We start from the raw sequence: 24,717 nt of genomic DNA on the forward strand, positions 1-24,717 counted from the left end.
TTCGAAGAGAAATGTGAACACAACAGCCCTTTCCTTTTAAATAATTTAATTCATTATTATGTAACTAAAGTTATTCATGACATTCAATGCAATTCTTTTGAAATTAATAAAACCAGAAATAATGTGACCCTTATCACTCCTGCTCCGTTAGCTAAGCGCTAAATTAGCTCCCCAACAAAACACAGAAAACTCCGTGTCTTTATCATCCTTAAAGTCACTGTTTTTGCTCGTCTTATTTCTGTTTCGTTTAAATATTCAGGAGTTAACCATGTCTCGTAAAGACGTTCTGTACACGCCTTATAATGGCGCCGTACTGCTGGAAAATCCGTTATTAAATAAAGGCCTCGCCTTTATTAAGGAAGAGCGGGATAATTTTAATCTGCATGGGTTATTGCCGCATAACGTTGAAACCATTGAAGAGCAAACGGAGCGCGCCTGGGTGCAGTTCTGCCATTTTAAAAGCGACATTTCCCGCCATGTTTATTTGCGCAATATTCAGGACACCAATGAAACCCTCTTTTACAACCTCTTGCGTTCGCATCTGAAAGAGACGTTACCGATTATCTATACCCCGACGGTGGGTGAAGCCTGCGAGCATTTCTCCACGATTTATCGCCGCGCGCGCGGCTTGTTTATTTCATGGCCTAACCGCCACCGCATTGATGAGATGCTGCAAAGTTTCTCGCGCAACGACGTTCGGGTGATTGTGGTAACGGACGGAGAACGCATTTTAGGCCTCGGCGACCAGGGTATCGGCGGTATGGGCATACCGATTGGCAAGCTGTCGCTGTATACCGCCTGCGGAGGGATCCATCCGGCCTCCACCCTGCCGATTATGCTGGATGTCGGCACCAATAATCAGCAACACCTCGACGACCCAATGTACATGGGCTGGCGTCACCCGCGCATCAGCGACGACCAGTACGCTGAGTTTATGGATATGTTTATCAGCACGGTTAAGGCGCGCTGGCCCAACGTTCTCCTGCAGTTTGAAGACTTTGCGCAGAAAAACGCCACCCGACTTCTGCAGCGCTACCGCGACCAGCTGTGCTGCTTCAATGATGATATCCAGGGCACGGCAGCCGTCACCGCCGGCACGCTGATGGCGGCGGCGCACGCGGCGGGGACGCGCATTCGCGACCAGCGCGTGGTGTTCCTGGGCAGCGGCTCTGCCGGATGCGGGATTGCTGAAAAAATTGTCGCGCTGATGGTCGATGACGGCCTGAGCGAGCCGGAAGCCCGCAGCCGGATCTTTATGGTCGATCGCTTCGGCCTGCTGACCGACGACATGACCAACCTGCTCGATTTCCAGAAAAACCTGCTTACCGCGCGCGACGCCGTAAGCCGCTGGCAGGTAGACGCGAAGAATATTTCCCTGCTGGACGTGGTGAAGAACGCGCATCCCACGGTGATGATCGGCGTTACAGGCCAGCCGGGGCTGTTCAGTGAAGAGATCGTCAAAGAGATGCATCGCCACTGTCCGCGCCCAATCATCATGCCGCTCTCGAACCCAACGTCGCGGGCGGAGGCCCAGCCGCAGGATCTTATCGCCTGGACCCAGGGGGCCGCGCTGGTGGCCACCGGCAGCCCGTTCGCCCCGGTATTCTGGGAGAATGCGCACTATGAGATTGCCCAGTGCAACAACGCCTATATCTTCCCGGGCCTTGGGCTTGGCGTGCTGGCCTGTAACGCGCGCCGGGTGACGGAAGAGATGCTGATGGCAGCAAGCCGCAGCCTGGCCGCGCAGTCTCCGCTCGTGACCACGGAAAGAGGAGGATTGCTGCCGCCGGTAGATCAGATTGAAACGGTCTCACGCCAGATTGCCGTTGCCGTCGCCCGGGCCGCCATTGAACAAGGCGTGGCGCCAGCGTTAGATGATGAAACCCTGATGGCGCGTATCGAGAAAACCTGGTGGCAGGCGGACTATGCGCCGTACCGCCGATCCGCGCTGTAGCGCCGGTCATGCCCTCACCGCAGGGTGAGGGCATCGCTGTGGTGTCAGTGCTGTACACCTGAGCGGTCAGAAAAATCGCTGGCGGAGAGACTATCACCCCGAGTTGCCGCCTGCTTCAGACGGGCATACCGGTCAGGTACCCCTTCAGGACGGGTTTTGAAGCGACGGTGCAGCCACATATACTGCTCTGGGGCCATGCGTACGGCCTGCTCAATTGCCCTGTTCATCTGCGTCGCCACGGCTTCTTTATCGCCGCCCTGCAGCGCCTCGCTGATATCCTCCAGAATAATCAGCTCGTAACCGGTGCCATCCGCCCTGCGGCGCGGCACAAAGGGGATAACGGCAGGGTTAGCGCTTTTGACCAGCATATAGCTGCCCGCCGTCGTCGCGGCATCCGGCACCGCAAAGAACGGCACAAACACGCTGTTGGTTTTGCCATAGTCGTGATCCGGGGCGTACCACAAAATTTCATGCTGCTTCAGCGCGCGGATCATGCCCTTTAAATCATGGCGATCGAGCATGGTTTTGTTGGCGCGCAGGCGCCCGCGCGTCTGAAGCCAGTCCAGCAGAGCATTGTTATTAGGACGATAGACCCCGATACCGGGGTTAAGCATGCCAAATATCCGCGCGCCCAGCTCAAGGGTCAGAAAATGTATCCCTACCAGCACCACGCCTTTTCCCTGCGCCCTCGCCTTTTCCATGTGTTCATACCCCTGCACGGTAAAGCATTTCTTTACCCGCCACGCAGGCCAGAACCATGCCATTCCGGTTTCGATTACCCCCATTCCTACCGATTCAAAATTACGCTGCAGCAATGACTCGCGTTCATCCTTTTTCATCTCCGGGAAACAAAGCTCCAGGTTGCGGCGGGCAATCTCGACGCGGCGAGGCAGTAAGCGCATCGCCAGTCGACCCAGGCCATGACCGATTCTGAACAGAAGCGGATAAGGGAGCAGCATGATGAGCCACAGAGCCGCAATGCCAGCCCAGCTTAGCCAGTAACGGGGATGAAGAAAGGCGAATGAAAAACGGGGTAATTTTGTCATCAGAAAATGATCCTTTAACGTGTCTGTCCTTAATTGATTCTGTTGGAGATCTTTCCTAAGGATGAATAATATGCCAGTCAGAAACGTTAATTGTAGCGGATAAGACAAAACGCATTTTTATCGATTTTTGCGAAAAACGGGAAGTCGAGCCGGGAAGGATTTATCCGCTCCCCGGCAGAAGATCTTACATCGAATACCCGGGCTTCTTAATAAGCTCCTCCAGCTTCGGTCCAATTTCGGTATCCCAGACCTGCGCCTTCCAGTCTTCAGGCGCGATCTGCTTCAGCGCCACCGACACGGAACTGTCTTTGCTGTTGAAATGGCGAATAATCACGTCGGCAATATCCGCCGCCAGAGCAGCTTTCTGTTCGTCGTTTAAATCACGGGGAAAACATTTAATATCTACGTGTGGCATGTGCAGGCTTCCGGTTGTGAATGTGGGTTCCACGTTATCAGATAATTTTGTTTGCCTTTAACACCTTGTGCAGTTCCGGTCGCTGGCATACGGCGTCCGCAATCGCCGTGAATTTAGGGGTATTTTCGGCAAACCAGGCGTAACGGGGCCCCCAGGTGCGCGCTACCGCAATATACACATCCAGCAGCGTCAGCCGTTCCCCCAGCGCAAACGGGGTAGCCTTAAGCTGGCTTTCGAACCACAAATAAAGAGATTTCCGGTATTCGATGCAGTTTTTCTGAAGCTGTTCCGGCGCATCCGGCACCCAGCGTTCGGGATAGTCTGCATAGGTAAACGTGGGATAGACGTTGGCTACGAACCAGATGAGCAAACGCTGAAACTGCTGACGCTCTGCCTGCCCCACGGGTGGAGCAAGATCGGGACATCTGTCGAGCACCATCAGGGCAATCGCCGCCGTTTCGGTCATGATGGCACCATTTTCCAGCTCCAGCGTCGGCACCTGGCACAGCGGATTGAGCTTGTGCAGCAATTCACGCTGCGGACCGGGCTGGTCAAACCCGTCCACGTTGATGAATTGATAAGGGATATCAGCCAGGGTCAGCATCACCTCACTGATTGCCGAGCCCCAGCCGGGTACGCCATAGAGTTTAATCATGTTGCCCCCTCAGGAGTGAAAATCCTAAGTGTAGAGCACCATTAGTAGGTTATCCCAGGCGGGTTGACCTCCGATTGCGTCACCGCTTCGCCCTGCTCGCCCCAGCGCGCCAGCAACTTCTGGTACTCTCCGCGCTCAATCGCACCGTTCAGCGCGGCCTGCAGGGCATAAACCAGTTGATTGCCTTTTTTGGTCGTGGTGGCGACATAAGCTTTCTTCGGCCCTAAACCGACCACGCGGGTTTTGCCGGTGAGCGCCGCTTTCCAGGATGAAACCGACTGGGGGCCAAAGAACACATCCGCCCTGCCGGACTGGATATAGAGATTGCCCGAGGCATCGTCGTGAAGATAGACCGGCAGCGCAGGCGCCCGCCCCGCCTTTTTATTTTCTTCGTTCCAGCCCAGCAGGATGCGCTCCTGATTAGTACCCGAGCCGACAATCACCCTTTTCCCGGCCAGATCTTCCGCGCTTTTGATTGACTGAATCTCGCTGGTGGATTTCACCGAAAATGCCAGCGAATCGACGCGGTAGGTCGCAAAATCAAACTTCTCTTTACGCTGTTCGGTCACCGCAATGTTCACCAGCGCCACGTCGTAGCGCCCGGAAGCGATCCCCAGCGGCCAGTCTTCCCACGCCGTCGGCACCAGCTTTAGCTTCAGCCCCAGGCTGCCCGCCAGCAGGCGGGCAATATCCGGGTCGCTGCCGATCCGCGTGCGGTTATCGCTGGCCAGCAGCGCCAGCGGCGGGGAGTTCAGCATCGAGACGGCGACCGTCAGCGTACCTGGCTCAACGAATTTATAGCCGGCGGGGATCTTCGCCACGGCCTGCCGATCCTCCGTCACCGGCAGCGGCTGCTCGTTGGCTTTCAGATCGATGCTGGCGTGGCTCGCCGTCGTAAAAAGCAGTCCCGCCAGAAGTCCGTATTTCATCTGCGCTCCTTACAGCACTTTTGACAGGAACTGGCGCGTTCGCGCGTGCGACGGACGGTTCAACACCGCGTCGCTGCTGCCCTGCTCGACGATTTTTCCGTCGACCATAAACACCACCTGATCCGCCACTTCACGGGCAAAGCCGATCTCGTGGGTCACTACCACCAGAGTGGTACCGGACCGGGCCAGTTTTTTGATCACGTCCAGCACTTCCCCTACCAGCTCCGGGTCCAGCGCCGAGGTGGGTTCATCAAACAGCATCACGCGGGGACGTAACGCCAGCGCGCGGGCAATGGCAATGCGCTGCTGCTGGCCGCCGGAGAGATGGCGGGACCAGGCGTCGGCTTTATCCCGCAGCCCGACCACGTCCAGCAGGCTGTACGCGCTTTCCACCGCCTCTTTTTTGTTGAGCTTTTTATGCGCGATGGGCGCCTCAATCAGGTTTTCCAGCACCGTGAGATGGGGAAAGAGATTGAAGTTCTGGAACACATAGCCCACGTTGACGCGCTGTTTGAGGATCTCTTTCTCCTTCAGCTCGTAGAGCTTGTCTCCCTGACGACGGTAGCCAATGTAGTCCCCGTCGATCTGAATAAAGCCTTCGTCGACGCGCTCCAGGTGGTTTATGGTGCGCAGCAGCGTCGATTTTCCCGACCCGGACGGCCCGAGGATGACCGTCACGGATCCCGGCGGGATCTCAAGCGACACGTTGTCGAGCGCCTTATGGCGTCCAAAATATTTGCTGACGCCGGTAATCGAGATATGTCCTTCAGGAGAGGCTTGCATGGATAGGCTCCTGTGCTGGCGTGGTGGTGACGGAACGGGTACGACGGGCGGCACGGTTCTGATTAACCGCTGAGCGGCGTTCGCTGCGGGCAAGTGCGCGTTCAACACCGTACTGGATAGCGGACAGGACGGTGGTGATCGCCAGGTACCAGGCGGCACCGACCATCAGCAGCGGGATCACCTCCTGCGTGCGGTTGTAGATCATCTGGATGGTATAGAACAGCTCCGGCATTGCCAGGACGTAGACCATCGCTGTGCCCTTGGCGAGGCTGATGATTTCATTGAACCCCGACGGCAGAATGGTACGCAGCGCCTGAGGCAAAATGATGCGCACCGTGCGGCGCCAGGCCGGCAGACCGAGCGCGGCGGCGGCCTCATACTGCCCGTGATCGACCCCGAGGAAACCACCGCGAATGATCTCGGCGGTATAGGCGCTCTGCACCAGCGTTAGCCCCACCACGGCGGTAGAGAACTGCCCCAGCACGTTGATGGTTTCAAAGCTGCCCCAGGTGATGCCGGTGAACGGCACGCCGAGCGAGAGCGTGTCGTAGAGATAGGAAAAGTTGTACAGGATGATCAGCACGACGATCAGCGGCAGCGACCGAAACAGCCAGATGTACGCCCACGCGAGGCTGCTCAGCAGCCAGGATGACGAGAGTCTCGCCAGCGCCAGCATGCCGCCAAACACCACGCTCAGCGCGGTGCCGATCAGCGTCAGCAGCAGGGTCTGCCCGACGCCTTCGAGGATCACCGGGTCGAAGAACCAGCGGGCGAACACCGCCCACTCCCAGCGCGGGTTAAAGGCGACTGACTGAATCACGACCGCCAGGACAAACAGCGCCACCGCGGCGCCGACGGCCCGCAGCGGATAACGCGCCGGGACCACCTTAATGGTTTCAACGTTGCTCATCGTCGTTCCTCATGCGGTTTTGCTGAACGCTTCACGTACCAGCGTTTTGGTAAAACGCAGCCGACCGTCAAACGGCGGCTGGCTATACTCTTCCGGATCGCGGTTCAGATCGAACTGCGGCTGATAGCCCTGGCTGAGATAGAGCCTGACCGCCTCCGGCTGGCGAAAGCCGGTTGTCAGGTAGATCTGACTGTACCCTGCCAGCACCGCCCTGCGCTCCAGCTCCTGCACCACGCGCCCGGCAAGCCCCTGCTGACGCAGGGTTTTGTCCGTCCAGATGCGTTTGATTTCCGCGGTGCGTTCGTCGAACGGTTTGTACGCGCCGGTGGCGATAATCTTCCCGTCGCGCTCCAGGACGATAAACAGCCCCTGCGGCGCCAGATACCACTCGGTGAGCTCCACTTCCGCGTCTTTAGAAAAGTAGTCCCCGTAGCGGGCCGCATATTCACCGAACAGCCCCTCGATAATGGGCTGAAGTTCGGCATCTTCCGGTGAAACATCACGAAATCGTTCGCTCATCACGCCTCCTTAATCGCCCAGGCCCGCCGGGTTCACTTCGGACTGCGGAATGCGCTCAACCCCTTCACCCCAGCGGTTCAGCACTTTGTCGTAATCGCCGTTTTTGATGACGCCGTTCAGCGCGGTCTGCACCGGCTCAACCAGCCCGCTGCCTTTTTTCAGCGTCACCGCAATGTGCGCCGCCTTCGGCCAGCCGCCGTCGACGCTGCCCACCAGTTTGGTTTTCCCGTTCAGCGCCGCTTTCCAGGCGCCAATCACGTTCGGGCCAAAGTAGGCATCCGCGCGCCCGGACTGCAGCGCCAGGGTTTGGGCCGCATCGTCTTTGGTGTAGATCGGGGTAAAGGGCTTCAGTCCCTTCTTCAGGTTTTCGGCATTCCACGCCAGCAGGATGGCCTCCTGGTTGGTGCCGGAGCCGACAATAATCTTCAGCCCGGCGATGTCTTCCGCCTTCTGCAGCGACGTAATCGAGCTGGTGGATTTCACGTAAAAGCCGAGGGAATCCTTACGATAGGTAGCAAAATCAAACTTCTGTTTGCGCTCTTTAGTGACGGTGATGTTGCTGATGGCGGCATCGTATTTCCCGGACGCGACGCCCAGCGGCCAGTCTTCCCAGGAGGTGGGCACCACGTTCAGCTCCAGCCCGAGGCTGTCGGCCACCAGACGGGCGACGTCAACTTCGCTCCCCAGCAGCGTTTTGTTGTCGTCGGAGAAGACCGTCAGCGGCGGCTGATTGAGTCCCGCCACCGCCACGGTAAATTTCCCCGGCACGGCAAAGCGATAGTCTTTCGGCAGCTGCGCCACTGCCTCGCTATTTTTCGCGGTGTTAATCGGCGTTTTATTGGCCTCGATGCTCACGCCGGTGCCGTTAATATTGACGTTCTCTGCCCAGACGGCAGGGGTAAAGGCCAGCGCGAGCGCCAGAACAAGCGATGATTTCTGCATAGCGGGGTTCTCTTTTATTGTTGTGTGTACTGGTTTTTCGGTTGATCTAAGCCAAGGCTTTCGCGCAGCGTGGTGCCCGGGTAGTCGGTACGGAACAGGCCGCGAGACTGCAGAATCGGTACCACCTGGTCAACAAAGCGCGGGAAGGTGTCCGGCGTACCGCCCTGAATGATGAAGCCGTCTGCGGCATAACCTTCAAACCAGGCCTGAAGACCGTCAGCCACCTCCTCCGGCGTGCCGGAAAAGCGCGGGCGCGGCGAAGCGGCTTCAAGCGCCACCTGACGCAGGGTTAAGCTGCGTTCGCGGGCGTTACGCTTGATTTCATCCGTGGTGCTGCGGAAGCTGTTTTTGCCTAAGTCGCCGATATCCGGGAACGGCTCGTCGAGCGGATACTGGCTGAAGTCGTGATGTTCGAAATAACGCCCGAGGTAATTGAGGGCGTCATTAATCGACACCAGCGCCGCCGTGGTCTGGTACTGGTGTTCCACGTCATCGGCATCTTTCCCCACAATCACGCTAACGCCCTGGAAAATATGGAGATCCGACGCGCGGCGGCCGTTTGTTTCCAGCTGCTGTTTTACGTCCTGATAAAAGGCTTTAGCCTCGTCGAAGGTCTCGTGGTGGGTAAAAATGGCGTCGGCATGTTTCGCCGCCAGCTTTTTCCCGTCGTCCGACGCCCCGGCCTGAAAGACAATCGGGCGACCCTGCGGCGTGCGGCCAATATTCAGCGGACCGGCGACCTGGAAGAAGTCACCGTGGTGATCGAGCGTATGCAGTTTGGCCGGGTCAAAAAACTGGCCGCTCTCTTTGTTGCGGATAAACGCGTCCCCTTCCCAGGAATCCCACAGCCCTTTCACCACGTCGAGATACTCATCGGCAATCCGGTAGCGCAGCGCATGCTCGGGGTGTTTTTCGCGGGAAAAGTTCTTCGCCGACCCCTCCAGCGGTGAGGTCACCACGTTCCAGCCCGCCCGGCCGTTGCTCAGGTGATCGAGGCTGGCGAACTGGCGCGCCGTGGTAAAGGGCTCGCTGTAGGAGGTGGATAAGGTTCCCACCAGCCCCAGACGCGAGGTGATGCTGGCCAGAGCGGAAAGCACCGTTAACGGTTCAAACCGATTCAGAAAATGGGGGATCGATTTCTCGTTGATATAGAGACCATCGGCCACGAAGAGAAAATCGAGCTTCCCTTCCTCGGCCTTTAACGCCGTCGCTTTCACGAAGTCAAAGTTAATACTGGCGTCGGCAATCGCCGCAGGATGGCGCCAGGCGGACATATTCCCGGATGCACCATGCAGAATGGTGCCCAGCCGCAGTTGTCGGGTTGCAGACATCTTTACCTCTCCTGAATTAAACGTGTTGCAGGGCTTTTTCCGCAAGCTGTGCAAAATAGCGGGCGGCGGGCTCAATCAGTGCTTCATCCGGGTTAAAGGCCGGGTGATGTAAACCAAACGGGCTGTTGCTGCCAATGCTGACAAACGCGCCGGGAACAGACTGCAAATAGACCGCAAAATCCTCCCCGCCCATATGCAGTTCCGCGTGCCGGGTTTCATATCCGGCCTCACGCGCGACCGAGGTGGCAAAATCAGCCCAGCGTTCGTCATTCACCAGCGCGGTAGGCCCGGCATACCAGGTGATATCAATCTGTGCGCTGAAGGCGCTGGCAAACCCGGCGGCAATTTCACCCACGCGGGCTTTCACATTCTGCTGCACTTCCGTGCGATGGGTTCGCAACGTGCCTTCCAGCTCGACGCTTTCCGGCAGCACGTTCCAGGTGTTGCCGCCCGCAATGCGGGTTACGCTCAGCACCACCGAATCCAGCGTGTTGACGTTACGGCTGGCGACGCTTTGCAGCGCCGTTACCAGCTGGCTTGCCAGCACGATGGCGTCGTTGCCTTCATGAGGACGTGCGGCGTGCGCGCCTTTACCGGTAATGCGGATCACGAAGCGGTCGACGTTGGCGTAGAACGGCCCGCCGCGGGTGGCGAACTCACCGACCGGCAGGCCAGGCTCGTTGTGCATACCGAAAATCGCGCTGACATCGCGCAGGGCACCGGCCCGCACCATGCTCTTCGCACCGCCAAAGTTCTCTTCAGCAGGCTGAAACAGGATGCGCACCCGGCCGTTAAGCGAGGCCTCCCGCTCTTTCAGCTTTAACGCGGCGCCGAGGATGACGCTGGTGTGGATATCGTGTCCGCAGGCGTGCATCACCCCGGCATGCTGTGAGCTAAACGGTACGCCGCTGCGCTCCTCAATCGGCAGAGCATCAATATCTGCCCGCAGCGCAATCAGTTTGTTGCCCGAGCCGATTTCTGCCACCAGCCCGGTCGACAGGTCGTAAGGCTGTGGGGTAATCCCGGCATTCGTCAGCCACTGGCGCAGGCGTGCCGTGGTTTCCACTTCCTGACCGGACAGCTCAGGGTTCTGGTGCAGCTCGCGGCGCCAGGCTATCAGCTGTTCGCTAAAGCTCATACGGTGACCTCCCTGTTAAGACGCGCCTCGGCAAGCAGACGCAGCGACGCGACGCGCGTTGCCCCCTCCGCCACCGGCGTGTCGATGATAAATTCGTCAATGCCCCACTGCTGGTGCAGCGCGTTGAGCTGTTCCACTACCGACTCAGCGGTGCCCGCCAGCAGCGACTGCGCCCGGCGTGCAATGCGCACCGGCTCACTGCCCGCCTGGCGCGCAAACGCGTAGGCCTGCTCTTCGCTGGCCACGGTGACACGCTGCCCGTTTGCCAGCTCAACGCCCCACACTTCGACCTTCTGCGCCAGCGCGTCTGCCTCGGCCTGCGTCGGCGCGACAATCGCCTGCACCGCCACTATCACGTCCCGCGCGCTGTTCTCACGCCAGGTCGATACCACCTCGCGCAGCAGGTCCGGGTCACCGTTCAGGTGTGCGGCAAACACAAAGTGCCAGTCGAGCCTGGCGGCGAGCAGCGCGCTTTCGGTACTCGCGCCCAGCAGGAAACCCTCAGCAGGCAACGGCGGCAGCGGCGTGGCGCGGACGGCCTCTTCAATAGCGTGATGCTCAGGACGGATCCAGCGGTCGAGCTGGGCCAATTGTTCGGCGAAGCTGCCCTTTTCCTGTTGATTCAGGCCCTGCTGCAGCGCGCGGGTTGAGAGCGGTAATCCACCGGGGGCTTTCCCGACGCCGAGATCGACGCGGCCAGGCGCCAGCGCGGCCAGCACGTTGAAGTTCTCGGCCACTTTATAGGGGCTGTAGTGCTGAAGCATTACGCCGCCAGACCCGACGCGGATGCGCGTGGTTTGCCCGAGGATCCAGGCAATCAGCAGCTCCGGCGAGGGGCTGGCAAGCTGTGGGGTGTTGTGGTGTTCGGCAATCCAGAAGCGGTGATAGCCCAGATTTTCTGCCTGCTGCGCCAGCGCCAGGGTACGCGCCAGTGCATCGGCAGCCGTTTCGTTTTCAGCGATGGGGCTTTTATCCAGAATGCTGATTCGCCATGACATGTTGCGTTCTCGTTTGACTTAACATGTCGACATTATTAAAGGCGCAATTCACCACTGAGAAACAATTAATTTACATTTGGTTTGCCGGAAAACAGATATATAAAACCCTGCTAAGAATAAGACTTTAAGGAGGCAATCAGCGTTTCCACCTGCTCCCGACGGGTAATGCGGACGAAGCGAATATGGCTATATTGCGGGTTTTGCAGGTCGGCTTCATAGCGCGTACGGTTGTTACGCCAGGTTTTCATCGTCCAGATGATAATGGATTCTCTGCTGAAGAACGCGCGTCGGAAACTCTCTTTGTTTCCCGTTCCCGGCCAAAGCTCGTGTTTATGCCAGGCCCGCTTTATTGCTCGGGTGACGGCCTGCCAGAGGGTGCGGGTAAACCCATAATCCACCCAGACCACCACATCGACATTGCGCCATTTCACCGGTCGCGTGCGGTTGTAGTTACCGTCGAGCACCCAGTCTGACGAAGCCTGTAGCGCCTGCGCCAGCTTTGCCTGAAACTCGTTGTCCGGCGTGCCCTGCCAGTTAGCCTGCCAGTAGAGTCTGTCCATCTCGATACAGGGAATAGACAGCGCGGTCGCAATCTGCTTCGCCAGCGTGCTTTTTCCGCTCCCGCTGGTACCGATGACGTTAATTTTCACCTCAGCCTCCCTGTATTTACGAAAATGTGACCAAATGATAGCGTTTTCATCCTGTTAACGAAACGCTATTTCAGCATGACAATTTTTCCAGAGAGACGATCTCCCTCTTGCAGTTTGGCTTATGTCATTTATTTAAGCCGATTCAAAATAACACTCACTAAAATATTTTCAATTTTATTACATTCGACAACATTAACAGATTAAAAATAATGAATGCCGGGTATTTCGGAGAGTCTCAATTTCAGCGAGAATATATCCAGGCCGTTATTAAAATAATCATACTTATCTTGCCGGAGCGCTTTCCGGATTTTTTATTCTTGCACAACATCATGGAGTTACTCATGAGGCGTAACACCCCCGTTACACAAAACGAGTATTTGCTTAACGCCGGTTCGACGTTAATGTCCACCACCGATATAAAAAGTCATATTACCTATGCTAACTCCGCGTTTATAGAAGCCAGCGGATATAAAGAAGAGCATCTTCTGGGTGAACCGCATAACCTCATCCGCCATCCCGACATGCCTGCCGAAGCGTTTGGCGACATGTGGTTTACCCTCCAGCAGGGTGAGACCTGGACAGGTCTGGTGAAGAACCGTCGTCATAATGGCGATCACTACTGGGTGCGGGCCAACGTGACGCCGGTCTGGCAGGGGGAATCCCTGACCGGCTATATTTCGGTGCGCAATATCCCCGCACGGGAAGAGATCGCGGCCAGTGAAAAACTGTATGCAAAAGTGCGTAATAACGAATTAAAACATCATCGTTTTTATAAAGGACTGTTCGTTCGGCGCGGTATATTTTCCTTTTTGTCGCTCTTTAAATGTCTCAGTACCGGAAAACGAATTCAGCTTGGTATTACTGCGACGGCGTTACTTTCCTGCCTGGCGATGTATTTATTCCGCGATCGTCTCGTTCAGGCCGCCACTCTGGTGCTGCTTTTTTCTGCGCTGTCCTGTTATCTCCATGCGCAGATCGCCCGGCCGGTAAAATCCATTGTTCAACAGATGCAGCGCGTGGTTTCAGGACGTAAAACGGACTATTACCATTTTGACAGAATCGATGATATCGGGCTGATGATGCGCCTGGTGAATCAGTCTGGTTTAAACCTGAACTCGCTGGTTGATGATGTCGGGGCGCAAATCAGCGGTATTGGCACCATCAGCCAGCAGGTCGCGAAAGAAGGCGCGGCGCTGCAGGCGCGTTCTGAAGAAACCGCAGATTTCTTGCAGCAAACCGCATCTGCGGTGGAAGAGATCGCCAGCGCCGTGAAGCAGACGGTCGAAACCGCGAACGAGGCGATTCAGATGGCGGATCGCACCCGCGACAGCGCCCACTGCGGGGAAGCGATGATGAAAGAGACCATCGGTATGATGCAGTCCGTTTCGCAGGATAACGGCCAGATCGTCGATATTATCAGCGTTATCGATCGTATTGCCTTCCAGACCAATATTCTTGCGCTGAATGCCGCCGTGGAAGCGGCGCGCGCGGGTGAAGCCGGCCGCGGCTTTGCCGTGGTCGCAGCTGAGGTGCGCAATCTTGCGCAGCACTCCGCGACGGCGGCGAAAGAGATCAAAGCGCTGATCGAGAAAAACGTTGCCAGCGTCAACGCTGGCGTGGAGAAGGTGGTACAAACCGAATCACAGCTGACGGTTATGATCGACAACGTGCTGCGGGTCTCCTCCCTGATTAAGGAGATCGGCCACGCTACGCAGGAGCAAACCCAGGCGCTGACGCTGATCAACGCCTCCCTCTCCCGTATCGGCGCAATGAGCCAGAGCAATACGGGGATGGTAGATAACGTCACTCACGCGGCGAATCACCTGACGCAGCGGACGACGCGCCTGCAGCAGGCGATTGCCGTTTATGGCGGTTAGCCGTTCGGGTACTGCTCGTCGGTCACTTTTTCCAGCCATGTTACCGGGCTGCCGTTTACCGCTTCGGCGATGGCAAGATGCGTCATCGCCGTTTGCGCACTTACGCCGTGCCAGTGCTTCACGCCGGGTGGGATCCAGGCGATATCGCCCTGATTCAGGATTTCCGCCTCTTTGCCCCACGCCTGTAACCAGCCGCGCCCCTGCGTCACAATCAGCGTTTGTCCCAGGGGATGCGTATGCCAGGCCGTGCGCGCGCCCGGCTCAAAGGTTACGGTTGCCCCGCCGACGCTGGCAGGTTCGGTCGCCTGAAAGGGCGCGTCAATGCGAACAGCCCCGGTAAACCAGGCTTCCGGTCCTCGTACTGAAGGTAATGAACCGCTGCGGATAATTTTCATCTTTTGCTCCTCGTTGACTGTTGCGTTAACAGTAGCGCAAAGCACTCCGCAGCATTAGGGTGCATAATCAGATAGGACACATGACTGAAACTCATAAATAGAACCGCGATGCTAAAAGATAATTTCAACGATCTGCTCTCCTTTATGGTGGTGGCCCGCGAGCGCAGCTTTACGCGCGCAGCGGCGCAGCTGGGCGTCTCGCAATCGGCACTGAGCCATGCGATGCGCAAGCTTGAAGCACGATTAGACGTTCGCCTGTTAACCCGCACAACCCGCAGCGTGGTTCCGACACCCGCGGGTGAGCAGCTTTTTTCGCGCCTCAGCCCGCATCTGCTGGAGATCGAACAGGAACTCACGGCGCTTCGCAGCACCCGCGACAAACCCGCAGGCGCTATCCGCATCGTCGCCGGCGAGCACGCGATGGACGCCGTCCTCTGGCCGGTACTGAAGGCTTTTATGCTGCAGTATCCTGACATTAACGTCGAAGTGACGGTCGACAATGGCCTGACAGATATCGTCGATGGCCGCTTCGACGCGGGGGTTCGCCTGGGTGAACAGGTGGCAAAAGACATGATTGCGGTGCGGATTGCGCCGGACATGCGCATGGCGGTTGTCGGCTCCCCGGATTACCTGGCTCGTTTTGGCGTGCCGCTCGTGCCGGAGCAGCTGGGTGAACACCGCTGTATCAATCTCCGCCTGCCCACCCGAGGGGGATTGTATGACTGGGAATTTGAGCGCGACGGGCGCGAGCTTCGCGTGCGGGTTGACGGACAGCTTACGCTGAATAACCTGTCGCAGCGCATCGACGCCGCGGAGAATGGTCTCGGATTAGCCTACGTGCCCGAGTCCTCGGTTCTGGACGCTCTGAATCAGGGACGGCTGGTCAGGGTCCTTGAATCGTGGTGCCCCACGTTTGAAGGATACCACCTCTATTATCCGAGCCGTCGGCAGCACACAACCGCGTTCAGGTTACTTCTCGATGCCCTGCAGCAGCAAAAATTTATACCATCTGGTAATAATTAAGAGAATCTGATGATTAAATAATCAACCCCGCCATTGTTTTGACTAAAAACTCATCACGTTTCAGCGTGTTGTGATCCCCGTCTGCTCTGACCACACGATTTCCTTCGACGTGCATCACTTTCGGCACGGTTATATTTTGCGTCGCTTATGAATTGCAGGTAGGATGCCTCGCCATGTTTCGCCTTATCCATACGCAGAATGACTGGGAAGGCGACATGTGTTTGCGCAGAAGCAATCGTTTGTATTGCGCTCTGCCAGGCAGGACTATCACGATAATGGTTCAGACAGGCAAACAGGTAACTCAATGAAAACAAGCAATAAAAGCGCAGCCGATCATCACGCTGCTAAACGTCGCTGGTTGAACTCCCACGAAGAGGGCTACCACAAAGCGATGGGCAACCGTCAGGTTCAAATGATCGCCATCGGCGGCGCTATCGGAACGGGTCTGTTTTTAGGTGCGGGTGCACGTCTGCAGATGGCTGGCCCGGCTCTCGCCCTGGTCTATCTGGTGTGCGGGATCTTCTCTTTCTTCATTCTCCGCGCGCTGGGCGAGCTGGTACTGCATCGCCCTTCCAGCGGCAGCTTCGTCTCTTACGCCCGTGAATTCCTCGGTGAAAAAGCCGCTTACGTGGCGGGCTGGATGTACTTCGTCAACTGGGCGATGACCGGTATCGTCGACATCACCGCCGTTGCGCTGTATATGCACTACTGGGGCGCGTTTGGCGATGTGCCGCAGTGGGTCTTTGCGCTTGGCGCGCTGGCGATTGTCGGCACCATGAACATGATCGGCGTGAAGTGGTTCGCGGAGATGGAGTTCTGGTTTGCGCTGGTTAAAGTGCTGGCCATCGTGGTGTTCCTGGTCGTGGGTACCGTCTTCCTCGGCAGCGGTAAGCCGCTGGATGGCAATGCCACCGGCTTCCACCTGATAACCGATAACGGCGGATTCTTCCCGCACGGTCTGCTGCCTGCGCTGGTGCTGGTTCAGGGCGTCGTGTTCGCCTTCGCCTCCATCGAGCTGGTGGGCACCGCAGCAGGTGAATGTAAAGATCCGCAGACGATGGTGCCAAAAGCCATCAACAGCGTGATCTGGCGTATCGGTCTGTTCTACGTCGGTTCCGTGGTGCTGTTGGTGCTGCTGCTGCCGTGGAACGCCTATCAGGCGGGCCAGAGTCCATTCGTGACCTTCTTCTCGAAGCTGGGCGTGCCGTACGTGGGCAGCATCATGAACATCGTGGTCCTGACCGCAGCGCTCTCCAGCCTGAACTCCGGTCTTTACTCGACCGGCCGTATCCTGCGCTCCATGTCCATGGGCGGTTCTGCGCCGAAGTTCATGTCCAAGATGAGCAAGCAGCACGTGCCGTACGCCGGTATTCTGGCGACGCTGGTGGTCTATGTCTTCGGCGTGTTCCTGAACTATCTGGTGCCGTCTCAGGTATTCGAAATCGTTCTGAACGTGGCGGCACTGGGGATTATCGCGTCCTGGGGCTTTATCGTGGTCTGCCAGATGCGTCTGCGCAAAGCGATTAAAGAAGGCAAAGCTGCTGACGTCAGCTTTAAGCTGCCTGGCGCGCCGGTGACTTCCTGGCTCACCCTGCTCTTCCTGTTCAGCGTGCTGGTGCTGATGGCCTTCGACTACCCGAACGGCACCTACACCATCGCGACCATTCCGCTGCTGGCCGTTCTGCTGATTGCGGGCTGGTTCGGCGTGCGTAAACGCGTTCATGAAATTCACAGCACCGCGCCGGTTCATCCTGACGATGAAAAACACGACGCCCCGCTGGTAGAAGAAACCTCGCGTTAATAAAAAAGCCGGGTGGCGGCTTCGCCTTACCCGGCCTACATTTCATGGTTTTGTAGGCCCGGTAAGCGGCAGCGCCACCGGGCAATCCCATCTTACAGAGCAATACGCATCACATCGTCAGGCTGGGTGGCTTCCTGCTGGCGGGTGGATTTCTGTTTCACCGTCACGTACAGGGTTTTGCCATCCGCAGAGAGCGCCAGGCTGTTCGGGTAGACCGGAGTGTCGAAGGTTTTCGTCACCTTATACGTTTTCCCATCAATGACGCTTACCTTGCCGGCTTCACGGTGCGTCACGTAGGCTTCATTGCGGGCCGGGTTAAACAGGACCGCCAGGGATTCCGCCGCGGCGATTTTCTCGATCACGCTACCGTCTTTCAGGCTCACCACCAGCACTTCCGGCTGTTTTGAATCGGTCAGGAACGCGCGCTGACCGGCAGTGTCGAGGCTCAGGTTCAGGTAGAAGTGCTCCTTCCCGTCATCCTGCACCTTTTTACGGGCAATAATTTTATTGCTGGCCGTATCAATCGTCACCAGTTCGCCGTCCGCATTCGTGGTGTACAGACGTTTCGCCTGCGCATCCAGCGCCAGGCCGGTGCTGTAGGTGCCCGTATTGGCAATGGTTTCTTTCAGCTTCAGCGTGGCGCCATCCACGACCCAAATCACGCTCTCTTTACCGACACCGGTGATGTAAATCGTGTTGCTCGCGTCATCTGCCACCAGCTGGCGAGGCTGCAGCGGTTTGACGGTTTCGCTGCGCTGACGCCCGTCCAGCACCAGCCGCCCTTTTACGTCACCCGTTTTTGCATCAATCGCGGTTACCGCGCCGTTGATCGTATTGCCGAACCACAGCGTTTGAGTCGCCTTGTCAAAGGTGGCGCCAAAGGGTTTCAGATCGCTATGGATTGCCTGCGTCACGTCCAGCGTGACCGGATCAAGACGGTAGACAACCCCGCCCTTGTCGGTTTTACGGCTTTGCGAGGTTGCCACCCACAGCGCATTCTCCTGCTGGCTCACGGCCATTTCATACGCCCCTTTGCCCACCGCTTTACGCAGCACCTCTTCGGCGGCATGCACCTGGAACGTCCCGGCAAGCAGTAAAGTGGCAGACAGCAGCGACAGGCTCAGACGCGGCGAGCACAGTTGACGTAAAGACATATCAATTCCTTTTCTGAAAAGTGGGGTTGGGCTGACATCACTTCCGGCAGACAACGTCATGGCATTGTCTTTTGATAATGAGAATAGTAATCATTAATGTGTTAAATGTGGAGTTTTTCTTTCCCGCTTCGCCTTCCATTAACGCAATGTGCGGTTATAGTTTTCAAAACTTTTACAAAACCTTTAACATATATGGACATGTTCCATTTGGTTCGTTTATACACCACAACCGGTTTTATTCATGAAAATCATTTCTGCCCGTAAGGCTTCTCTCCCGCTGCTGCTGGTTCCTGTTATTTTTGCGCCGCTCACCGCCGTGAGCGCAGAGGAACAGACCATGATCGTCAGCGCCACGCCGCAAACCGTATCGGAGCTCGATACTCCGGCCGCGGTCAGCGTCGTCAATGGCGACGATATGCGCCAGGCCGCGCCCCGCATTAACCTGTCTGAATCCCTTGGCAGCGTACCCGGGCTGCAAATTCAGAACCGTCAAAACTACGCCCAGGATCTCCAGCTTTCGATGCGCGGATTTGGCGCCCGCTCAACCTTTGGGGTGCGCGGTATCCGTATGTACGTCGATGGTATTCCAGCCACCATGCCGGACGGACAGGGTCAGACCTCCAACATCGACCTTTCCAGCGTGGAGAGCGTTGAAGTGCTGCGCGGTCCCTTCTCTGCCCTGTACGGCAACGCCTCTGGCGGCGTAATCAACATCAACACCCAGACCGGGCAGCAGCCGCCGACCATTGAAGCCAGCAGCTATTACGGCAGTTACGGGACCTGGCGCTATGGCATGAAAGCCACCGGCGCGATGGGTGACGGCACCCACGCCGGGGACGTGGATTACACCGTCTCCACCACCCGCTTCACCACCAAAGGCTACCGCGACCACAGCGGCGCGCGGAAAAATCTCGCTAACGCCAAACTGGGTGTGCGCATTGACGACGCCAGCAAGCTGACGCTGATTTTCAACAGCGTGGACATGAAGGCCAACGATCCGGGTGGACTGAATTACCAGGAGTGGCGGGACAACCCGCGTCAGTCGCCGCGCGGCGATCAGTACAACACCCGTAAGACCATCAAGCAGACCCAGGCCGGCCTGCGCTACGATCGCCAGCTCAGCGCTCAGGACGACCTCAGCGTGATGATGTACGCCGGCGAGCGTGAAATGACGCAGTACCAGTCGATTCCGTATCAGCCGCAGCTAAAAGCCACTCACTCCGGCGGGGTGATTGATATGCAGCGCCACTATCAGGGCGTGGATACCCGCTGGACGCACCGCGGCGAGCTGCTGGTTCCGGTGACCTTCACCACCGGTCTGAACTACGAAAACATGAGCGAAGACCGTCGCGGATACGAGAACTTCGTGATGCGCAACGGCGTGCCGGACTACGGCGTCAAAGGCGATAAACGTCGTGACGAACGCAACCTGATGTGGAACGTCGATCCTTATCTGCAAACGAGCTGGCAGCTGACGCAGAAACTCTCTGTCGACGCGGGTGTCCGCTACAGTTCGGTCTGGTTTGATTCCAACGACCACTACGTTACGCCGGGCAACGGCGATGACAGCGGTGACGCGAGCTACCACAAGTGGCTCCCGGCGGGCGCCGTGAAGTATGCGGTGACGGATGCGTGGAACCTCTACGCTGCCGCAGGGCGTGGCTTTGAAACGCCAACCATCAACGAGCTCTCCTATCGCGCCGATAACCAGGGCGGTCTGAATATTGGCCTGAAGCCGTCCACGAATAATACGTATGAAGTGGGCAGCAAAACCCGCATCGGCAACGGCCTGCTGACGGCGGCGCTGTTCCGCACCGATACGGATGACGAGATCGTGGTGGACTCCAGTTCTGGCGGCCGTACAACCTATAAAAATGCCGGGAAAACCCGTCGTCAGGGTGTCGAAGTTTCCCTGGATCAGCAGTTCGCTGAGAGCTGGAAGCTGAAGATGGCGTGGACGTACCTGGATGCCACCTACCGGACTAACGTCTGCAGCGACGCAGACTGTAACGGTAACCGTATGCCGGGGATTGCGCGCAACATGGGCTTCGCCTCGTTTGGCTGGCAGCCGGAGGAAGGCTGGTATGCGGGGACAGACGTGCGCTACATGAGCGATATCATGGCCGACGACGAAAACACCGCGAAAGCGCCGTCCTATACGGTAGTCGGACTGAATACCGGGTATAAATTTAACTACGGCAACTGGGGAATGGACGTCTTTGGCCGCGTCGATAACCTGTTCGACAAAGAGTACGCGGGCTCGGTAATTGTCAACGAGTCCAACGGTCGTTATTACGAGCCTGCACCGGGCCGAAACTATGGCGTCGGGCTGTCGGTCTCTTATCGCTTCGAGTAAGCAAAAAAGAAAAGTTTATTTTATAAATGAAATAACCCTCCTGATGGCATTAAGCCATCAGGAGTTATTCACCAGATAAATAATTAGCGGCGGTATATAGTCGCTCTAATAAATAATCTCTCAGTTAAAATATTGTCGCTGTAAAAGAGAATCTGCTTCATCAATCAACTTATCAATCGCCTTCTGGCTCGCATCAACATCTCTCCGCTCAAGGGCCGAAAGAAGCTCGTCATAGTGATACGTTGCCGTTTTGATGTCGTTAAGTTCGTGATGCAGGTAGTTCATGCAGGGCCCGATGCGGACCCATAGCTGTTCAATTAAGGCATTAAGCGTAGGCATTTCCGCATACTGATAAAGCGTAAACCTGAAGATACGATTCGCATGCAATGCCTGCTGAACGTTTCCATTGCGCATGGCCTCATGGAAAGCCTCTGACATTTTGCGCAACGCCTCCAGCTTGCCGTCTGACATCTTCTGGCATGCTGCGGCGACCGCCATTGGCTCAAGCTGTTTTCTGATGGCGTTAATCTCGTTATAACGCTCCAGCGTCACTTCAGGGACCAGAAATGCCTATGCGGGCGTGGCGTGAAGCGCGCCTGAGGAGACCAGGCGCAACAGCGCTTCGCGGACCGGCGTAATACTGGTGCCTAATTTATCAGCAATCTCTTTCGTAATCAGTCGTGCTCCTGGTTTGAGAGAGCCTGTAATTAACGCCCCTTTCAAACTGTGTTCAACCTGCATGGTAAGGCTAACCCTTTGGGCTTTTTCTAAGTGATCCAAATCAAGCATGTGGAATTCCTGTAGCTAAAACTTAATGCTATTTTTAAACGCCAGTTTTAATAAAACGGCGCCGGTACGATATATCCTGTATCGTCATGCCTGGTGGTGGGAAGTACAAAAAACAGCAAAAAAAGCAAACGTCATTTTTTTTATCGTTTTCGGGCTCATCGGGGATGATGGCGCGAAAAGTCATGTCCAGTAATTAAAGACAATATATCGTATCTTCACAAATAAATATGGCGGGAAACCCCGCCATATTGCGCTTTATTTATTGTCACTCGCGACGCGAATCACGACTTTGCCGAAGTTTCGTCCTTCCAGCAGGCCAATGAGCGCCTCGGGGGCGTTTTCCAGCCCGTCCGTGACCTGTTCGCGATAGTGGATTTTTCCCTCCTGCACCCAGCGCCCCATCTCTTCCTGGAACTCATGGATGCGATGTCCATAGTCCTGGCCGATGATAAAGCCCTGCATCCGAATGCGTTTCTTGAGAAGGGTCGCCATCAGAAGCGGCAGGCGGTCCGGCCCGTCAGGCAAGCCCGTCGCGTTGTAGCCGCTCACCAGGCCACACACCGGCACGCGCGCGGAGGTGTTCAGCAGGGGCAGCACGGCGTCAAACACTTTCCCGCCGACGTTTTCATAGTAGACATCAATGCCGTTCGGGCAGGCCTGCTTGAGCTGGTCGGCAAAATCCGCGGCGTGGTGATCCAGACACTCGTCAAACCCGAGCACCTCAACGGCATGGCGGCATTTCTCTGCGCCACCGGCGACGCCGACCACCCGGCAACCTTTGATTTTGCCGATCTGCCCAACCGTCGCGCCAACCGGGCCGGTCGCCGCCGCCACCACCAGCGTTTCACCCGCTTTCGGTTGCCCGATATCCAGCAGCCCCATATAGGCGGTAAAGCCCGGCATACCCAGTACGCCCAGCGACCAGGAAGGATGAGACGGATTTTCGCCCAGCTTCACCAGGCCGCTGCCGTCCGAGAGTTCATATTCCTGCCAGCCGCTGTAGCCCAGCACCCATTCACCGGCTTTGTAGTCGGGATGATTTGACTGTTCAACGCGGCTGACCGTTCCCCCCACCATCACCGCACCGAGCTCAACCGGCGGTGAATAGGATGGCGCGTCGCTCATGCGACCCCGCATATAAGGATCCAGCGACAGCCAGACGGTACGAAGCAGAAGCTGCCCCGCCCCTGGTTCCGGAACAGGCTGCGTTTCCAGACGAAAATTTTCCGCGACCGGTGCGCCCTGTGGACGAGAGGCCAGCACCCAGCGGCGGTTATGCGAAACAGAGTGATTCATCAGGATCTCCTTCTGGTACAAATGTCATTACAGCCTGGCTCACGTTCGGCGTTATCGCATTAGCATTACGAGCCAGACTGATTGAGGCGTACAACCAGATAGATGCAGGTTTCATTCGTCTCGTTGATGAACCGGCAGTCATTAGGCGGCCCCAGCTCCAGACAGTCTCCGGCGTGCATCTCGTGGCGGGTGTCGCCCTCCTGAAACACCAGCTCACCGGACTGCAGCCAGATAAGCTGACGCGCCAGCGCGTAAGAAGAGGCCGGCATCGGAACATCGCTGCCCGCAGGCAGTTCAATCTGAACAAGGTCGATGGGCAGATCGGTACGGGGAGAAACATGGCGGCGAAGGTAGTGCGTCTGCGGGTCGCGCCAGACGGGCTGATTTGCCAGGCGCAGCAGCTTGCCCTCCTGCATTTCGGCCCGGGCAATCAGCGTTGACATGCTGATGCCAAACGCGCCCGACAGGCGGGCAAGCAAGGTGGCTGTCGGGCTACTGTCCCCGCGCTCGATTTTATGGATCATGGCGCGGGAGACGCCTGCCCGGTCCGCCAGCTCGCTCAGGGACCACCCGCGAGACTCGCGTTCAAGGCGAATTCTTGCGCTAATCCGTTGATTCATTGTGTCTGTTATGGTGTTCATGACGTCATACTATAGTGTATGAACGGCAATTCAATGGGCTTTTGATAACAAAAAAATATGGCTTATGCCGTAGCGATCGGGCGATACAGTTGTGTAATATCGTAGCGATAACGTAATACTATAGTGAACAACACACAGAGGCTTCATCATGATCGTTCGTCATGCCTGCAAAGAAGACTGCGCTGCGATAGGCGAGATTTACAACCACGCGGTGCTGCACACTGCCGCGATCTGGAACGATAAAACCGTCGATACCGATAACCGCATCGCCTGGTTTGAGGCGCGCTCGCTTGCGGGCTACCCGGTTCTGGTGAGCGAGGAAGACGGCGTAATCACCGGCTACGCCTCTTTCGGCGACTGGCGCGCCTTTGACGGCTTCCGTCATACGGTTGAGCACTCGGTCTACGTCCACCCGGCCCATCAGGGCAAAGGGATTGGCCGCACGCTGATGAAGGCGCTGATTAACGAGGCCCGCGCCATCGGGAAACACGTGATGGTGGCCGGGATTGAAGCGCAAAACCATGCCTCGATTCATCTCCATGAAACGCTCGGCTTTGTGACGACCGGACAAATGCCGCAGGTGGGAACCAAATTTGGCCGCTGGCTGGACTTAACCTTTATGCAGCTGCAGCTGGACGAGCGCAGCGACCCGGACGCGATCCCATGAATCAGTCACTGACGCTGGCGTTTCTGGTGGCGGCGGGCATTGGCCTGGTGGTGCAAAACACCCTGATGGTGCGTATCACCCAGTCCTCCTCCACCATTCTTATCGCGATGCTGCTGAATTCGCTGGTCGGCATCGTGCTGTTTGTCAGCATTCTGCTGCTAAAACAGGGCGTCGCCGGGTTCAGCGAGCTCGCCGCAACGGTGCGCTGGTGGACGCTTATCCCGGGGCTGCTGGGGTCGTTTTTCGTGTTTGCCAGCATCAGCGGCTATCAGAACGTTGGCGCGGCGACGACCATCGCCGTGCTGGTCGCAAGCCAGCTGATTGGCGGGCTGGTGCTGGACGTGCTGAGGAGCCAGGGCATCCCGCTGCGCGCCCTGATCGGCCCGGTGTGCGGCGCGGTGATGCTGGTGGTCGGGGCCTGGCTGGTGGCGCGACGCCAGTTTTGATG

At 57.1% G+C, this 24,717-nt stretch carries 21 protein-coding genes and 2 pseudogenes; 7 read left to right on the top strand and 16 right to left on the bottom strand.

Translation table 11 applies throughout. The features are described from left to right. Positions 1-268 precede the first annotated feature (268 nt). Positions 269-1,954 carry an NAD-dependent malic enzyme gene (locus tag FHC48_RS00900; protein WP_059365207.1) on the top strand — a complete coding sequence of 562 codons (1,686 nt, stop codon included), beginning with the start codon at positions 269-271 and terminating at the stop codon, positions 1,952-1,954. Positions 1,955-1,998: 44 nt separating this feature from the next. Here the strand turns inward: FHC48_RS00900 and FHC48_RS00905 are convergent, their stop codons facing one another. The 11 genes and pseudogenes from FHC48_RS00905 to FHC48_RS00960 all read right to left on the bottom strand — a co-directional run bounded on the left by FHC48_RS00905 (position 1,999) and on the right by FHC48_RS00960 (position 12,270). Then, positions 1,999-3,000: a Kdo(2)-lipid IV(A) acyltransferase gene (locus FHC48_RS00905; protein WP_059365206.1), complete on the bottom strand. Its 1,002-nt coding sequence runs from the start codon at positions 2,998-3,000 to the stop codon at positions 1,999-2,001. Positions 3,001-3,184: 184 nt separating this feature from the next. Next, the gene (gene pptA, locus FHC48_RS00910; protein WP_008501760.1) at positions 3,185-3,415 is read right to left on the bottom strand and encodes a tautomerase PptA; all 231 of its coding nucleotides are present in this window, start codon (positions 3,413-3,415) and stop codon (positions 3,185-3,187) included. 37 nt (positions 3,416-3,452) lie between these two features. Continuing rightward, a complete protein-coding gene (locus FHC48_RS00915) occupies positions 3,453-4,070 on the bottom strand; it encodes a glutathione S-transferase family protein (protein WP_059363606.1) in 618 nt (205 codons plus the stop codon). Between the two features lie 41 nt (positions 4,071-4,111). Then, positions 4,112-4,999: an ABC transporter substrate-binding protein gene (locus tag FHC48_RS00920; RefSeq protein WP_220418719.1), complete on the bottom strand. Its 888-nt coding sequence runs from the start codon at positions 4,997-4,999 to the stop codon at positions 4,112-4,114. A gap of 9 nt (positions 5,000-5,008) precedes the next feature. Continuing rightward, the gene (locus tag FHC48_RS00925) at positions 5,009-5,782 is read right to left on the bottom strand and encodes an amino acid ABC transporter ATP-binding protein (RefSeq protein WP_046092133.1); all 774 of its coding nucleotides are present in this window, start codon (positions 5,780-5,782) and stop codon (positions 5,009-5,011) included. After that, positions 5,766-6,692 carry an amino acid ABC transporter permease gene (locus FHC48_RS00930; RefSeq protein WP_023327573.1) on the bottom strand — a complete coding sequence of 309 codons (927 nt, stop codon included), beginning with the start codon at positions 6,690-6,692 and terminating at the stop codon, positions 5,766-5,768. Before FHC48_RS00930 ends, FHC48_RS00925 begins: the two co-directional genes overlap by 17 nt. A gap of 9 nt (positions 6,693-6,701) precedes the next feature. After that, positions 6,702-7,211, bottom strand: coding sequence for a GNAT family N-acetyltransferase (locus FHC48_RS00935; RefSeq protein WP_008501765.1), 510 nt, complete (start codon positions 7,209-7,211; stop codon positions 6,702-6,704). 9 nt (positions 7,212-7,220) lie between these two features. Beyond that, a pseudogene (locus FHC48_RS23410) lies at positions 7,221-9,484 on the bottom strand (NtaA/DmoA family FMN-dependent monooxygenase). 16 nt (positions 9,485-9,500) lie between these two features. Next, positions 9,501-10,622, bottom strand: coding sequence for an amidohydrolase (locus FHC48_RS00950; protein WP_059363602.1), 1,122 nt, complete (start codon positions 10,620-10,622; stop codon positions 9,501-9,503). Beyond that, a complete protein-coding gene (locus tag FHC48_RS00955; protein ID WP_048992004.1) occupies positions 10,619-11,620 on the bottom strand; it encodes an LLM class flavin-dependent oxidoreductase in 1,002 nt (333 codons plus the stop codon). Before FHC48_RS00955 ends, FHC48_RS00950 begins: the two co-directional genes overlap by 4 nt. Positions 11,621-11,730: 110 nt before the next feature. Next, positions 11,731-12,270: an AAA family ATPase gene (locus FHC48_RS00960; RefSeq protein ID WP_059363600.1), complete on the bottom strand. Its 540-nt coding sequence runs from the start codon at positions 12,268-12,270 to the stop codon at positions 11,731-11,733. 341 nt (positions 12,271-12,611) lie between these two features. On the opposite strand from FHC48_RS00960, the gene FHC48_RS00965 reads away from it, so the two are divergent. Beyond that, complete coding sequence (locus FHC48_RS00965) at positions 12,612-14,147, top strand: methyl-accepting chemotaxis protein (RefSeq protein WP_059363599.1); 1,536 nt, start codon at positions 12,612-12,614, stop codon at positions 14,145-14,147. On the opposite strand, the gene FHC48_RS00970 is transcribed toward FHC48_RS00965, so the two are convergent. Then, positions 14,144-14,542 (bottom strand): cupin domain-containing protein, encoded by a 399-nt coding sequence (locus tag FHC48_RS00970; protein ID WP_059363598.1) that lies wholly within the window; start codon positions 14,540-14,542, stop codon positions 14,144-14,146. The two genes, FHC48_RS00965 and FHC48_RS00970, sit on opposite strands and share 4 nt — an antisense overlap. 108 nt (positions 14,543-14,650) lie before the next feature. Here FHC48_RS00970 and FHC48_RS00975 point away from each other — a divergent pair, with 108 nt between their 5' ends. Next, positions 14,651-15,565, top strand: coding sequence for a LysR family transcriptional regulator (locus tag FHC48_RS00975; RefSeq protein WP_044596521.1), 915 nt, complete (start codon positions 14,651-14,653; stop codon positions 15,563-15,565). A gap of 304 nt (positions 15,566-15,869) precedes the next feature. Next, positions 15,870-17,366, top strand: coding sequence for an L-asparagine permease (gene ansP, locus FHC48_RS00980; protein ID WP_008501774.1), 1,497 nt, complete (start codon positions 15,870-15,872; stop codon positions 17,364-17,366). A gap of 92 nt (positions 17,367-17,458) precedes the next feature. On the opposite strand, the gene FHC48_RS00985 is transcribed toward ansP, so the two are convergent. Next, positions 17,459-18,520 carry a YncE family protein gene (locus tag FHC48_RS00985; protein WP_059363596.1) on the bottom strand — a complete coding sequence of 354 codons (1,062 nt, stop codon included), beginning with the start codon at positions 18,518-18,520 and terminating at the stop codon, positions 17,459-17,461. A 241-nt stretch (positions 18,521-18,761) separates the two neighbouring features. On the opposite strand from FHC48_RS00985, the gene pqqU reads away from it, so the two are divergent. Beyond that, positions 18,762-20,876: a TonB-dependent receptor PqqU gene (pqqU, locus tag FHC48_RS00990; RefSeq protein ID WP_039025307.1), complete on the top strand. Its 2,115-nt coding sequence runs from the start codon at positions 18,762-18,764 to the stop codon at positions 20,874-20,876. Between the two features lie 120 nt (positions 20,877-20,996). On the opposite strand, the pseudogene FHC48_RS00995 reads toward pqqU, so the two are convergent. The 3 genes and pseudogenes from FHC48_RS00995 to FHC48_RS01005 all read right to left on the bottom strand — a co-directional run bounded on the left by FHC48_RS00995 (position 20,997) and on the right by FHC48_RS01005 (position 23,602). After that, positions 20,997-21,665 (bottom strand): annotated as a pseudogene (locus FHC48_RS00995) (GntR family transcriptional regulator). 255 nt (positions 21,666-21,920) lie between these two features. Further along, on the bottom strand, positions 21,921-22,961 hold the full coding sequence (locus FHC48_RS01000) for an NADP-dependent oxidoreductase (protein WP_021240240.1): 1,041 nt from the start codon (positions 22,959-22,961) through the stop codon (positions 21,921-21,923). Between the two features lie 65 nt (positions 22,962-23,026). Beyond that, the gene (locus FHC48_RS01005; protein WP_045352451.1) at positions 23,027-23,602 is read right to left on the bottom strand and encodes a helix-turn-helix domain-containing protein; all 576 of its coding nucleotides are present in this window, start codon (positions 23,600-23,602) and stop codon (positions 23,027-23,029) included. A 148-nt stretch (positions 23,603-23,750) separates the two neighbouring features. Here FHC48_RS01005 and FHC48_RS01010 point away from each other — a divergent pair, with 148 nt between their 5' ends. Continuing rightward, positions 23,751-24,269 (top strand): GNAT family N-acetyltransferase, encoded by a 519-nt coding sequence (locus FHC48_RS01010; RefSeq protein WP_023292298.1) that lies wholly within the window; start codon positions 23,751-23,753, stop codon positions 24,267-24,269. After that, positions 24,266-24,715: a DMT family transporter gene (locus FHC48_RS01015; RefSeq protein WP_023292297.1), complete on the top strand. Its 450-nt coding sequence runs from the start codon at positions 24,266-24,268 to the stop codon at positions 24,713-24,715. The genes FHC48_RS01010 and FHC48_RS01015 overlap by 4 nt, the downstream gene beginning before the upstream one ends. Positions 24,716-24,717: the final 2 nt, after the last annotated feature.

It is taken from the genome of Enterobacter sp. EC_50, from assembly GCF_019584525.1.
In the GTDB taxonomy this organism is placed as follows: Bacteria; Pseudomonadota; Gammaproteobacteria; order Enterobacterales; family Enterobacteriaceae; genus Enterobacter; species Enterobacter roggenkampii.

What these genes read in the sequence shown, in the direction of transcription:
- FHC48_RS00900 (WP_059365207.1), top strand. Translation starts at nt 269, where the DNA reads ATGTCTCGTAAAGACGTTCTGTACACGCCTTATAATGGCGCCGTACTG.
- FHC48_RS00905 (WP_059365206.1), bottom strand. Translation starts at nt 3,000, where the DNA reads ATGACAAAATTACCCCGTTTTTCATTCGCCTTTCTTCATCCCCGTTAC.
- pptA (WP_008501760.1), bottom strand. Translation starts at nt 3,415, where the DNA reads ATGCCACACGTAGATATTAAATGTTTTCCCCGTGATTTAAACGACGAA.
- FHC48_RS00915 (WP_059363606.1), bottom strand. Translation starts at nt 4,070, where the DNA reads ATGATTAAACTCTATGGCGTACCCGGCTGGGGCTCGGCAATCAGTGAG.
- FHC48_RS00920 (WP_220418719.1), bottom strand. Translation starts at nt 4,999, where the DNA reads ATGAAATACGGACTTCTGGCGGGACTGCTTTTTACGACGGCGAGCCAC.
- FHC48_RS00925 (WP_046092133.1), bottom strand. Translation starts at nt 5,782, where the DNA reads ATGCAAGCCTCTCCTGAAGGACATATCTCGATTACCGGCGTCAGCAAA.
- FHC48_RS00930 (WP_023327573.1), bottom strand. Translation starts at nt 6,692, where the DNA reads ATGAGCAACGTTGAAACCATTAAGGTGGTCCCGGCGCGTTATCCGCTG.
- FHC48_RS00935 (WP_008501765.1), bottom strand. Translation starts at nt 7,211, where the DNA reads ATGAGCGAACGATTTCGTGATGTTTCACCGGAAGATGCCGAACTTCAG.
- FHC48_RS00950 (WP_059363602.1), bottom strand. Translation starts at nt 10,622, where the DNA reads ATGAGCTTTAGCGAACAGCTGATAGCCTGGCGCCGCGAGCTGCACCAG.
- FHC48_RS00955 (WP_048992004.1), bottom strand. Translation starts at nt 11,620, where the DNA reads ATGTCATGGCGAATCAGCATTCTGGATAAAAGCCCCATCGCTGAAAAC.
- FHC48_RS00965 (WP_059363599.1), top strand. Translation starts at nt 12,612, where the DNA reads ATGAGGCGTAACACCCCCGTTACACAAAACGAGTATTTGCTTAACGCC.
- FHC48_RS00970 (WP_059363598.1), bottom strand. Translation starts at nt 14,542, where the DNA reads ATGAAAATTATCCGCAGCGGTTCATTACCTTCAGTACGAGGACCGGAA.
- FHC48_RS00975 (WP_044596521.1), top strand. Translation starts at nt 14,651, where the DNA reads ATGCTAAAAGATAATTTCAACGATCTGCTCTCCTTTATGGTGGTGGCC.
- ansP (WP_008501774.1), top strand. Translation starts at nt 15,870, where the DNA reads ATGAAAACAAGCAATAAAAGCGCAGCCGATCATCACGCTGCTAAACGT.
- FHC48_RS00985 (WP_059363596.1), bottom strand. Translation starts at nt 18,520, where the DNA reads ATGTCTTTACGTCAACTGTGCTCGCCGCGTCTGAGCCTGTCGCTGCTG.
- pqqU (WP_039025307.1), top strand. Translation starts at nt 18,762, where the DNA reads ATGAAAATCATTTCTGCCCGTAAGGCTTCTCTCCCGCTGCTGCTGGTT.
- FHC48_RS01000 (WP_021240240.1), bottom strand. Translation starts at nt 22,961, where the DNA reads ATGAATCACTCTGTTTCGCATAACCGCCGCTGGGTGCTGGCCTCTCGT.
- FHC48_RS01005 (WP_045352451.1), bottom strand. Translation starts at nt 23,602, where the DNA reads ATGAACACCATAACAGACACAATGAATCAACGGATTAGCGCAAGAATT.
- FHC48_RS01010 (WP_023292298.1), top strand. Translation starts at nt 23,751, where the DNA reads ATGATCGTTCGTCATGCCTGCAAAGAAGACTGCGCTGCGATAGGCGAG.
- FHC48_RS01015 (WP_023292297.1), top strand. Translation starts at nt 24,266, where the DNA reads ATGAATCAGTCACTGACGCTGGCGTTTCTGGTGGCGGCGGGCATTGGC.